This is a genomic window from Pandoraea commovens (assembly GCF_902459615.1).
GTDB classification, from domain to species: domain Bacteria; phylum Pseudomonadota; class Gammaproteobacteria; order Burkholderiales; family Burkholderiaceae; genus Pandoraea; species Pandoraea commovens.
On the sequence record NZ_CABPSA010000014.1, the window covers coordinates 1 to 14,071 of the forward strand.

Genomic DNA, 14,071 nt, shown 5'->3' on the forward strand with positions numbered 1-14,071 from the left:
ACTCACAAGCTCCAAAACCACTAACCACCGGGCTTTCTAGCCCGTCGCTTCAACCTCGTCGCTGCTTTCGCTGCGTCCCCGTCGTTGCGAGAGACGGAATATTAATGACGTTCACGAACGAGCGCAAGTCCTTTGTGAAATTATTTTTACGATCGTGGGAATCTTGCGTGTCCACGCGCCAGCCACCGCCCAAACGAAGAGGACCGGCCGCTCTCCCTATATATAGAGAGCGGTCGGTCCTTCTCCTCATCAAGAACGATCAACGCATCAAGTTCTTCCGTTCCGTCGGGGTCAGCGCCTGTAACTGGGACTCGGACAGATTCATCTGACCAACCACCTGCACGGGCGACGCCGGATCGTAGCGGAACATCTTGCCGGTATCCGCACGCGGCTTACCCGTGCTGTCTGTCTGCGCCCCGGCATCCAGCATGCGCACGCTAAAGATGGACGACTGATTCTGCCTCGATGCCGCCCGATCGCGAGCCATCGCCTCCTGAGCGGCGGACGCCGCTTGCGCCGCCGTGGCGCTCGCATTCGTCAGCGCACCGACGTTGACCGCAGCGACCGTCGGGATACCCACCGATTTGCCTTGCACCTGAATGTTCTCGGCATTCATCACACGCAATGCCGCAACGTTCACATTACCCGACACCCGAATCCCGGCTTCGCCCGCGTCGACCGTTCCCAGCGGGGCGATCAGGTCGATGTCGCCCGGCGGTACCTCCGGGATCGGCGCCAGCGTCGCAATGCCAGCGCCCGTGTTCGGCGTCGTCGGCGAGAGCGAAACAATGCCGAGCCCGTCATACACCCGGCGTTGCGGGGTATAGACGACGGTGGACTTCGAGCCGCGACCAGCGTTGATATCGCCTTGCGCCGACCACGCCAGGATGTGGCCGCCGAACGTCGTGAAAATACGGCTCTGTCCCAGCAGAATGCTATCGAGCGAATACAGTTCGACGTTGCCCCTGCCCTGCGTCAGAATCCCCGACCCTTCTTCCGGGACGAACCCGCCGTCCACGCCGACGAGCGTCCGCCCGCCTGGCGTGAGTACGCTCACGCCGCCACCAAAGTCCGTATGAATCCCGGCATCCTGCACTTCGTAGTGCGGCACGCCCGTCGCCGGACTTCCACGCGCAATCCACTGAGCCTGCGTCAAATACTTAACGCCGGCCTGCGGACGCGTCGTCGACAAACGATTCATGTTCTGGAGGAAATACGCCGCGCTACTGTACATCGTCAGATCGCCGTCGTACTGCCGTGCCGCGCCCGTCGCATCGGTCGTCGGGAACAAGGTCGCAATGGCTTCCCGACCGCGCAAATAGCTGCCCGCGCGCGGGCCGCTCGCGTCGTTGTACTCCCGGCCCGACGCACGCAGTTCGGCGAAATAGACGTCCCGGAGATAGGCACGCTGTTGCTCGGGCGCAAGCGCGTCGAAGAACTGACGCGCGTCCATCGACGCCGCATCGAAACGAACGCTCTGACCATAGCGCACCGATGCGTCGCCAAAACGTCGGGTCAACCAGTTCACGAGATACAGATTGCTTTGCTGCTGATATTCATTTCGCAGATCGCGCTTGGCAACAGCCCCGGCACCGCCCGCCGCTTTGCTCGCGGCATCGAGTTCGGCCTGTTTGTTGACGAGATAGGCCTCGGCACGGCTCGCATCGTCCGCATAACCAAACTCCTGCTTCAGCCAGCCGCTCAACGTCATCTCGCCGCCATACACGACGACTGCCTTACCTGGCTGATCGGCGAACGGACGCCCCGCTTCGGCCAGATTCGCCGGATCCAGATAACGAGCAGCGAACGCCTTGAAGTCGATACCGTCGAGCCCCTTCGGACCGACGCCCGCCGCCACGGCAATCCCGGCACCGCTGCTCCGGTCACCCGACGTGACGTTGGTCAGCGCCCCGAGGCTGCGCAGCTCGGCCTTGTCGCCCATGAGAATGTCGCGTCCGGCCGTCACTTCGAGCAAGCCCGGACCGGCCACGTAGAACGAGCTATATCGGATATCGCGTCCGGCCGAGACGACGGAAATGTCGTCCGGCGAGTTCTGCACGATCAGGTTGCCCCGTGCCGTTGCATTGCTTCTCGGTTGCGGCCTGCCCGGATTGTTCACCGGATCCTGAAAGTCCGGAATGGTGTACCAGCCTGCGAAATTGCCGTTAGTCGACAGGAACGTTCCAAGCGGTGTGCCCGAGTTGACGATGTCTCTGCCCGCCCGGATGGCGACTGCGCCGTTGCCCTCGTACCAGTTCGCCTCCGTACCCGGTTGCGGCACCACGGTTCCGCGATAGTTGATACCGCCGGTCTGAAGTCCCACGATATCGCCGGTCAGCGCATAGAAACGTGCGGGCGAGATGCCGCTGAAGTCGTACCCTGAGACGGTCGCCGGCGTCAGGCTGAACATCGGGAAACGATCGAGCGAATCCTGACTGTAGGCAAGCAGCATGAACCCGGGCGCCAGCGCATCTTGCCGAACGTTGGTCAGGAACTTAAGACCGAACCAGGTGGCGAGCACCCCGCCCGCGAACGCCGGATTCTGCGCAGTGGGCAATGCTGTCGGATCCGCCGCCGAGCGACTGATCGCGTAGCCGGAGCTGTACAACGACTTACCTGCGATCATCTCCAGCGCGCCACCGTCGGTAGCGACCTTGAACAGGGAACTGACCGGCTCAGGTGCCAACAATACCGGTGTGTCGCCACGGGACGGATACGAATCTTCGCCGAGGATCCCCGTCGCCGAGTAACCGTTGTAGATGCTCCCATTGGCCGCCACAGCACGCAACGTGGCGGGCAACACGAAGCGCCCGTCTGTCGCCGAATAGTTCATCCCCACACGGCCGTTGTCCCCCAACGTCGTGATCGGCACCAAATTCCCGCCCGCGCTGAACAGATCGATGGCAGTCGAGGGCGTCCAGAGCGTGAACCAACTGATGCCCTCGCCGCTATAGGAGGTGCCGTTCACGGAGAACGGCGTGCCATTGGTGCGCTGTTGCGTGCGCGTGGCGTCGCCGTAACCGCCGATTACCAGATCGCCACGCGTGTCGATACGGGCCGTCGAGTCGCCCAGCACGAGCGATGGTCCACCGGTCCCGATGCCGCGTTCGGCGACATAGGGGTCGCGAGCGCGCGACTCGCTTATGTCGGTGCCGCCAAAGATGGCGTCGAACCCGCCCAGTGCTCCGGCTTCGACGCGTGTCGCGCCGCGCAGGTTGGTGAACGTGCCGTTCAGTGCAAGATTGCCGATACGCCATGTGGACAGATCGGTAATCGGGTTATTGGTCGGCGCGACGGCGCGAACTTCGCGCACCGGATTCAGGCCGCCGCCGATACGCACGTCGAGATCGCCCCCACCGGTGAGTACGATCTGCGAGCCATCGGCCGAGACACGACCGGTACTGGCCACAGAGACGTTCAGCCCCTCGCTTCGCGCCAGCGCACGTGGGCCTTCGGTATTGCCCGGCCCCATCCGCGATTCGAGCATGCCCGCGTTGCCGCCCGCCTCAAGCACGACGTTGCCACCGCCGAGCGTTCCAAGCCCGGTAAAGCCCTGCAGGAAAGGTGCCGTACCGAACACGTCGGAACCGCTCTGTTTGCCCGCCGTGTAAGTTCCGAAGTTCACCCACCATGCGGTCGGCACACCGTCCGTCTGAATCACGGAACCGGAGCCTTGTCGCCACAACCAGCTACCGACATTGCCCGAATCGGTGACCTGACGCGGGTCGCCGAACCCCGTCGCATTCGGGCGTCGGTAGCTATCGGACGTGCCGATCGTATCGCCACGAATGTCGCCCTGCGCGCGCACGAAGAGGTTGCCACCGTGCTCCGGATACCACGCCGAATACAGGCTCTGCGCCTTGCCGTCGACGAACTTCTCGAACTCGCCGCCGTCTGGCCCCAGCACCGTTGCGTTTTTCACCTTGGAGCGGGCCAGGTTGTAGGCGGCCGCCACATCTCGCGATTGCGTACCGGCCGTATAGACACCGTACGGCGAGTTCATGGTGAAGTTTCCGCCCGCGAGCATATCGAGATCGCCCGTGCCGGTGCGCACCACACTGAAAATCGGCTCACGCGCCGGGCTGGCTTTCAGTTCGAACTGCGCAGGAATTCCCGGTGTGACGATCTGAATCATGTCGCCCATCGTGTTCCAGAAGTCCGCATCGGCGTCGGAATTGATACCGTAGTCCGCGAGCTCCTGCGCCGTAATCGGATCCCCGGGAGTCGTACCGAAATACCACGATGCATCACTTCCCCAGCGATACACACCGACTGTTCCCGTGCCCGGGATTTTCACTGACTTTTCCCCCATCCCGTAATGCGTATCCGAGAGCGCCAGATGACCGTTCGCAGCAGACGCGCGCAGTGCACGCGGATCAGCGGCAGCAAGGTCCGCACCAGCGACCAGCCGCATCGACCAAGCGGCCGATCCCGGCTGCAGCATCGGCGCGAGCGCCAGCAGTTGTCCCTGAATTCCGTCGGCATCGGCGGGGCGCACGTTGACGAACGTCGCATCGTTCGGCAGCTTGACGGTCGTTTCTGCCGGAATGATCGCGCCCTTCTTCATCGCCAGATCGCTGGCCAGCACAAAGGTCGTGGGCAGCACCTTGCCTGCGGGCCAGATCATCGCGGCGACCGATGCGTCGCCGGGCAGCAGCACGCCTGCGTCCAGCTTCATGTCGCGAGTGAGCGTCACGCTTGACGTGAGTACCGAACCCGCCGCGTACACCACGTTGCCGGACGCATCGCGCACCGCGCCGCCCAGCACCGTGCCTGCGGGGAAGGTCAGATCGGCCGTCAACGTCGCCTGCCTTGGCAGACGCGTGCCGCTCGGGAGCGTGCTGGCTTCGATCGAGATGTCGTAATTGAGTTGTCGCTCTGCCGGGAACGTCGTCCCTGCCGCAAGTGTGACCAGACCGCCCACGGGCACGACGGCGTCACCGCCCCAACCCGCCTTGCCGCTGGTGAGCACCCATCCCTTGTTGTCCGAAGACGTCGCAGTCAGCTTGCTCGTGTCGAAGCCGTCGTTCACGCTGCCGAACACTTCGAGGTTGCCGCCCGCACGAATGGTCAGCGCCCCGGCTTCGCCGCTGCCGTACACACCGGTCTTCTGCGTGTTCGGATTCAGACTCGCGTAGCGATAGCGCGACATGTCGATGTCGCCATCGATGTGCAGATCGCCCTCAGGCGTGGCACTCACGATCTCGACGCCCGGTCGCAGATGGAAGGCGGCCGTATAGCGACGCAGGCCCGCCAGTCGCGTGAGCAGTGCGCCGTTGGCCAGCGCGTTGGACATGAACGTCTCGTTCTGTCCGTGCAGCGTGTCGAGATAATCCTGATCGATGATCTGATACGGTCGGCCGTCGACCGAAACGTCGGTGCCCGGACGCGCATTGGCATCCCGCTGCATGCCGTTGACGGTAATCGAACGTGCACCATCGATCACGACGTTGCCGCCCGCATCGATGGCAATGTCGTTACCGGTCGCACTACCCGCGCCATTCGGCCCCAGACGTTTGGCGCTGATCTCGACGGTGCCGACGTTGAGCGGCGTGCCATTCGTCCCGGCACGTACATCGATGCGCGCGCCATCGGCCAGCACAACCCGCCCGTCACCGCCGTTGATTTCGACAATAGCGCGGTTCGAAGCCTCGATAGGCTTACCGTAGCTATCCAGCCGGAGCGTGGTGCTATGTGCGTCAAGCGTTGCATTGCCGCCGACGTTGACACCGTCACGCGCCGACAATCGGATGCTCCCCACCTGCTTGCCGCTCGCATCGACCCGCCCGGCGATATCGAGCCGCCCGCCGTCGACCGACAGCGTAATTTCGCGTGCCTTGAGTTCGTCGCCGACGACGAGATCGCCTTGCTTGATCTGGAAGCTGCGGCTACCGAACACGCCCCCTTCGCTCAAACGTGAATTCAATGCCGTGAAGCCATCGATGCGCTGTGCCCGCACATCGATACCGCCCGCGCTGAACGGGACCAGCGTGCCGCCTGCGTCGTACATGCCGGTCGCGCTGCCGAGCAACTTACCTGCGAGCGAGACGTCCCCGCCGGTCGCGCCCACTGCCGTCACGGACAACTTGCCTGCACGGTTCTCGACAGCCGACAGATCGATGACCGACCCACCCGCCTGACGCACGTTGCCTTGCTCGCTGGAAAGCAGCACGTCGCCGCCCCAGCTGTATTTCGTCGCGTCGAAGAACTGGAGCTTGCGTCCTGCGAGATCGAGTTGCGCGCCATCTCTGAGCGTGACATCACCGGCCGCGTCCACCCGCAGGCGACCGCTCGGCAGCACGACATTGGTATCGATGTACGTCGCGCCGCCGGACTTCAGCCCGACTTCCGCCCCGAGGGCGGCGACCAGTTGGTCATTGCCAACCGCTGACTTCGCCCGTGCGCTTGCATTGGCGACCGTGATGTTCCCGCCCGCATTGAAGCGATTGACCGAACCCGCCGCCCCCGTGAGGATCGGCGTATCGATGACGATATCGCCGCCGCTGTAGTCGTAGGCGTGCGTCTGGTCGTTCCAGCCGTCTTGTGAGCGATAGACGGACAGGCTGCCCTTCTGATTGGCCGTGACACGTTCGCTCGCCTTGAGCTCGACCGTCGAGAACCCGACCGCCAGACGGTTCATGGCGTTGTTGACGTCGGGCTGCGTGGCCGGCCCAAAACCGAACTCGATCTCGCGTGCCTCAATCGCTAACCGACCGCTGCCGGTTCCCGCGCCACCGGCGACCACACTGCTCGCCGGGGCCTTCGAGCCGGTCCAGACCAGACGATCCGTGCGAATACGCGCCAGCGCATCGCTCGACCCGTAGCCGAAGATCGCAGGGGTGCCGAGCACGAGCGTATCGATGGTCGACTTGCCGGTGGTCGCGTCGATGGTGGACAGTTCGACGGAATCGTAGAAGTTGATCGAATCGCGGGCGATGAGCGACAGGCTCTCCAGCGCCGGTGCGCCGTACACCGTGTCACCGCGCAGCAGACGCGACAGCACCGGTTGATTCAGCGTCAGCCCCTGCGCAAGCTTCCCGGATGCCGCCAGCGCGTCGAGTGAAGCCTGCTCGCCCACGTTCACCCGCCCGACGGAGAGCGATAGTTGACGCGTGCCGTAGCGCACGGCATCGGTGATCGTGAAGCGCTTATCCGTCGCTACCGCGATGGAGCCCTCGGATAGCAGCAGCGATTCGCCGCTGCACGCAGCGCCCGCCGTGCAGACCCCTAGGTCGATGTAGCCCGAACCAAACGAGTCGGTAGCCGTTGTCGGCGTCGGCGCGAGCATCGCAATCCGACCGTTGGACACGGCCAGCACACCGGACGTGCCCGGTGCGTAGGTGTAGCCGTTCGACGCATCCCACATCTGCATGCCATAGCCGAGCGTGTTGATGCCGCTGCCCTGCTCGATGGTGATACCGCGGGTCGGTGAGCGTGTCACGATGAACACCTCACCCGCGCGCAAGACCGCGCCGCCGCGCAGCACCACGTCGTACACATTGCCGCGACCATTGACATCGAACGATGCCGTGGCGGCCCCCAGCGTGCCTCCCGTGCCCTTGAGCACTTCGGGCAGCGCACCGATCGCCAGTCGCGCCGCACCGATGGCGTTCAAGTCGTTGGCATAGAGCGATACCAAGCCGATATCGCCCACCGTTGGCCTGGCATTCGCGCCGAGAATTTCGAAGCTAGCGCCGGACGGCGAACTGACGAGAACGCTGGCACCGTAACCGTCCTTTCCATGCGTGACGTCGGCGTGACCTTCGAAACGCAGCGACGGAAGTCCGTCGATTGCGCCCAGGTAGGAGTGCGGCAGGAAATATAAGTCGAGACGCTTGGCATCCGCCTCGATCAGCGAGCGGGGAACACCATCGCGGGCCGACGCCGCCCGTGCGAAATCGGCGTAGCTCATCTCGTTGTACTGCGAGTACTTACGCAACGTGTCTGCGGACGTGAGCACAGCCCGCGTAGGCGCGGCGCTGCGAATGCCGGTGTCGTTCACGCTCAACTGTGCCGAAAGCGCGAGCGAGCCGTTGCGCATCGCGAGCGGCGTGAGACCCGCCGGTGCCGTCGTCCCCGGTTGTAACTCCACGCGGTACGCGCCAGGCAGCAGTGCGAATGTCGACGGCAGCAGCGTGTAGGTTCCGGCAGGCAGTCCCGGCACACCGTTGCCGATAGTGATCTGCTGACCGATGAGCGGTGCGCCCGCGCCGTTGTCGCTCACGATGGGCGCGTAGCCCGACTGTGCACCGGGAACGATGGCGTAGACCGGATTGGACGACAGGGACGGCAGCGTGAAGCTAGCCTTGTTGCCCGTCTGCACCACCTGCATGAGCGGCGAGAGGCGCGCGTCGATCGAGCCGCCGCGTCCGCTAAGGAACGCCGCGCCGCGAATCTCGCCACCGCCCGACAGATCGATGACCGCGCCATCATCCACGCCTACCGAGTGCGCATACACAGCAATCGTCGGCCCTGCGCCTGCCAGCGCGAATTTCGCGTCGGCACCGGCATTGAGATAGCTCAGGCCGTCGAGCGAGCCACCAAAGGGCATCGTCAGCCCGGCCGCACTCACCGACGTGACACTGCCCGGCAGCAAACGCAGCAAACCAATGGTCTGAAGGTTACTGGCGGTGCCGAACGTGATGGAGCCCATCGGGGCGCGCAACACCCCGCCCTGCAAGATATTCGGCGCGGCGAGCATCAGATTGCCAAAGAGCGAATAGGGTTGTGCAGGTAGCGCGTCGCCCACGCGCTCGATGGTCAACTTGCGCTCAGGGTCGAATCGGATTTCGTTCGTCTGCCACTGTTCGTTCACATACGTGCGCTGCCCCACGACAATGGTCGCGGTGGCTTCGGAGACAGGGTAGATCTGAGCGGCGGCAAGCGTCAGATCGCCCGGAACGTAGAACGTCGTCTTGTCGAGAAGCCGCAGGTCGCCACGGCTGCGCAACGCGACATCGCCAAACGCGAGTCGGCGGACTTCGATCGGTGCAGTGTTCGTCTCGATGGTCCCCGCTGTGCCGAATTGCATCGGACCCGACAGATCGATGATCGATGCATCGACCTCGAACTTTGCGTTGCGGTCCTGCGCTGGTAATCCGAGCGCACCGCCACCCTGCCCCTGATTCTTCGAGCCCACGACCGCATTGGGCATGATCTCGTTTTCGCCCTGCGCACGCGTGGCCCCGGCCAGTTGCACATACGGCGCCGCAATCTTCACCACGCTTCCCGGGGTCGCGTTCGCTGCCAGACCGAAGGAATTGGCCGTCAGTCGCACGCTTTGTCCCAGCGACAGGTCGACGCTGCCGTCGAAGTCGATCATGCCGTTGGCGAGCAGCGCCAGATTGTCGAAGCCACCGGCCTTGACGCGATCCACGCCGATGCGAGCAGTCCCCATCGCGAGCCCGCCACCGACTGCGCCCGCCGTCAGGGTGTCCGACAGCGTGCTCGGACCCTGCGTTTGTGCAACGACCATCTCGTGGGCGACGCGAACCGCGTCTTCCACGGCGGCACCCTTGAGTGTGAGGCGGTCGACAGGGGCGTACGCCAGCGTCTCAAGCACCAGATTCAGCGTGCCGCCCGCAGCGCCCGCGCCCCCCGACGCGGCGATCATCTCACCGTCGAGATACAGGCCCCGTGCCGAGGCCAGCGAAATCACGCCGCCGTTGCTCGTCACATGCGTGCGGCCCTGACCCGGTACGTCGACGTCTGCCGACGCGCCCGACGCATCGAGCTTCGCTCCGGGGCGCACGATGACGAAAGCGTCTGCGGCGTCGACCTTGGTCGCTCCGGGCGCGTACTTTGCGCCGATCTGGATCGTGCCGCCAGCGGCCACCCGGCCGTTGTATGCGCCGGACGCGTCCTGCGCCACAAACGGTCGGGCCGCCACATCGATCACGGAATGGCTGCCGAGCCAGATCGAGCGCGCCGTGAACGCGCCGTCGGGGCGATCGACGTCATTGCCCGTGCCGAACGCGCCGCGCAACAGACCGACCGTCCCCGAGGCCGCGTACAACCCGCCGAGCAAGGTGATCTGATCGTTGCCCGTCAGCGCGATGCTGCGCCCCGGATCGACGTCGATGCGCGCACCTTCGGCCACGACCAGCGGCGCGCGCTTGTAGACCGTCCCCGCGTTGAGCGCGAGATCGGCACCGCCGCGTTGCGTGACGGTGCCCTTCGCGGCGTCGCTCTGCCAGACCGGCGGGAGATACGTGCGCAATACGCGAGACGGATCGCTGCCGCTCGCGGCGTCCTGCGCGGCCTGCTTGTCCGCATACAGCACCGGCATCACGACGTTCAGATGTGCATTGTCGGCCACAGACACGCCCAGTTGACCCGTGACGTCGTAGCGCGCGAAACCCGTAGAGAAGAGATCCGCACTCAAGACCGTAGGCGACGCCACCCGCACCTTCTTAGTCACGGTCAGCCCGACGGGGACGACATCCCCTTTAGTCAGCGTCACGTCGAACGGCAGCGGCGTGCCTGCCTTGGCGACTACGTTGTACGGCACGACAGGGATGCCCTGCGGGAAGACGTTACCCGGAAGCACATAGTCCGGCGCGACGGTGCCGAACGTGCGCACGATAACGGTGGCCGCAGGCACGACCTGCCCCGAACTATAGGAGCGGCCACTCGGTGCGTAAGCGAAGAAGGTGCCCGACGCCCCTGCAGGCACCGTCCAGTCGGCGGCGAGCGTCACCGGCGCGTCGGCGGTGATCGCCGGTGCTGTAGTGAGCGTCTGCCCCGGCATCACGCGTGAGATCGTCTGCTTGTAGTCGACCGGCGCGATGGTGCCCGCCTTGATCGTATAGTCCTCCAGCAGCATGACGTTAATCGGCAACGACTCACCGGCAGCGAGCCATCCCTCCGTCTGAAGCCCCGCACCGCCGATGAGCACGCCGTTGCCCGTGTCGACCTTGAGCGTGCCGCCGCCGTTCACACCATGGGCGCGCAACGTGCCGTCGACCTGCAACTCACCATGCCGCTTGCCGTCGAGGTCGTACTGGCTGGCCAGCAGCGAGACGCTGCCGCCCTTGCCACCACGCACCGCGCCGTTCGACAACAACGCTGCGCCCGACGACACATCGACGACACTCCCCGGCAGCAACCTCACGTCGCCCGAACTGGAGAGCTGCACACTGCCGCCGTTGACGTACGGCAGGCCGTGAATGCCCGCTTCGCCGTCGTCCGCCCGGCTCCACAGGCCACGTGCGTCGAGCGTCGCGCCGCCCGCCACCTTGACGTACTGCTCACCGCCGATGACAGCGGTGTCTGCGACAGGCATGTCGGTCCAGACACCGTTGCTGGTGATCGTGAGCATCTGATTCAGGATGTTGCCTGCGGCGATAACCCCGCCGCGCGCCGTCACGTTAGCGTTGAGTTCCACGCGCGTGGCATGCAGGCCGACGTCACCACCATCGGCAACACGAAGGTCACCGCCCAGCGTCAATCGCTCGGTCGCCATCAGCTTCACGGCACCGAAGTTCTGACGATTGATCCAGTCGGCGTCGAGCGAGATCTTGCCTGCGCGCTTCGGATCGATCGCCGCATCGAGTGCGATGTCGGCCGCCAACGCCAGCACCGACCCGACGTCGATAGTACGAACGAGCGCCGACGGACTGTCGCGCAAGGCGAGCGCTACGTCGTCGTAATAGGGCGTGATCCGCCCAACGATGAACTGTCCGGCGCGCGGTGCAGCCAGTTGAGATTGCAGATAACCGTCGTAGAGTCCCCGGTCGGCGGCCAGCGTCTGGCGCGGCCCTTGATAGACGGACGTATCGACGTCGCCCTCAAGCACGGCCGACAGACTGGAGACGACCAGACGCCCCGCATCGCGTCCGACGGTGTAGCCGTTCTCCAGGCGTTCGCCCGGCGCGATGAATGGCGTGGCGAATGACTCCGTGGTGCCTTTACCCCATCGGGTGTGAGCGACTTCGAAACCGCGATACACACCCAGATAGCGCAAATCGCCCGGCGCATTGTCAGCACGATAGAGTTGCCCGTCATCGCCACGCAGCCAGCTCTGACGGATCATGCCGGTCTGCACGTCGAGCGTGCCGCCCGCGAGATTGATCAGCGAACCGGCGCGCGTGACGACCTCTGCGCCGCCCAATTGCACCGTTCCACCCTGTGCGGCCCACTCGCCGATACCGTGTTGCGCCGTGTTCAGATAGCCGCTGACTTCGAGCAGACCGCCCGCGGTGTACCAACGATCGGTCGTGAAGCCTTGCGTACCCGCTGGCACGCGTACCAGATAGCGACGGTCGATGAAGAGCGTCTGGTTGTTGAGCAGTGCGGAATCGCGATTGGTCGGCGCATCGCGTTGCTCGTTGCCCTGCACGCTGATTTCGAGGTTGTTCGACGCCATCGCCACCTGCACGCCGACCGCGCCCGACACGTCGAGCTTGGCACGCTCCATCGCGACCATCCGACGCGTCGCCGCCACGTTGATCTGCCCGCCGTTGGCTAGCGTGAGCGAGTCGCTGTCGAAAAGTACGTCGCCCGACGAGACGACCTGCACCAGCGACTGATCGCGACGGTTGTACAGCCCGGATTCAGCGACCTTGGCAGTGTCTGCAAGCAGCGACGAGCGCTGCACATCGAGCGCCGTGTCACCTGCCGTGTCGAGCAGGATGGCGCTCACTGCGCCCGGCGCGACCTTCACCTGTGCGTTTGCGTCGCCGCTCGCCGTCAGATGGATCGTGCCGCGCGTGTTCACGGAGGTGCTCGACACCAGCACGCCACTTTGATCGACTTGACGGCCGGTGAGCGTGATGTCGCCCAGCGTCGACAGGATCAGACCACTGTTGCTGACGCGTCCGGCCGTCGATCCCGCGAGGAGGCCCGGCGTGACTTCGTTGCCGCGCGTGCTGGAATTAGGATTGCCGTCGGTGCCCATACCGCGACGGATAACGAACGCGTCGCCGCCCGCAATCACCGTCTGGCCCGAAGGCGTGACGATCGTGCCCCGGTTATGCGCTTCGCGACCCAGCAGCAGCACATAGCCGCCGCCTTCTGTCACCGACTGCGGATTGCGCGTGCCGATTCGTGCACCTGCATCGACGACCACATTGGCCGTCGCGCCGGTATGCGAGAAGCCCGAACCGGTGACAGTCAGGTCGTTGGCGAACGTCGGCACCGTCGCGCCTGCGAGTGCCGCGCCGTAGATGCCGCGATTGAACTGGTCGTTCGTCATGCCCACGGCAGCCGCGACGAGATTGCGCGTATCGACTTGCGCCGTGCCCGTGAACTGAATGCCGTTGCGGTTGACGATCACGACCGTGCCATCCGCCTTGATCTGGCCCTGAATCTGGCTCGGGCGAGCGTTCGGGTCGTTCACGCGGTTGAGCACCGCCCAACCCGGTTGCTGCGCGAACTCGACCGTCGTGCGACGCCCGACGTTGAACGTCTCCCAGTTCAGAATGGCCTTCTCGCCCGTCTGCTCGATCTTGACGTTGGTGTTGCCAGCGGCGTCGCGCGTTTGCGCGATGTCCTTCTTGGCGTTGATCCAGCCCGCCGTGAGGCTATTCGTGTCGACCTTCAGGCCGCCTTCGGCAAGACCGTCGGGAATCGTTTCCGGAGACGCAGCGGCCGCCTGACGCGCCGCCATCTGCGCGGCCTGCATCGCCGCGATACCTTGTGCTGCGGTGGCGAGATTGGCGATGGAGTTCTGCAAAGCCTGATTGGCGCGCTGCTGCTGCTCACCCGGGTTTTGCAGCGACGAGACGGGCATGCCGTTCGGCAAACGTCCCGTTTGCGCCGCTGTAGTCTGCGCAGCACCGCGTGCGGCGAACCATGCACTGCTGAACGCCTGCTGCGCGTGGGCTGCGCCGATCATGGCGCTACTCGCGGCGAACACCGCGACTGCTTGCGCAAGCGGGCGGATGCGCAGCACGCGCAGTGGCAAGGAGGGCACGGAGGGCGAAGAAGAAGCTACGCGCTTACGCATGATGGTTTCAATCCCGTCTGTCGTCTGGTGCGGCTGTGGGGCGGTGTCTCGCGACAACGCCAGCGGACAGCCTCTGGCAGGTTTTCGTCCAAACGTCCCATGCATAGGAATGCGAAAGGAACA

At 64.7% G+C, this 14,071-nt stretch carries 1 protein-coding gene; it reads right to left on the bottom strand.

From position 1 onward, the window contains the following. Window positions 1-259 precede the first annotated feature (259 nt). On the bottom strand, window positions 260-13,948 hold the full coding sequence (locus tag PCO31010_RS25305) for a filamentous haemagglutinin family protein (RefSeq protein WP_174985178.1): 13,689 nt from the start codon (window positions 13,946-13,948) through the stop codon (window positions 260-262). Window positions 13,949-14,071: the final 123 nt, after the last annotated feature.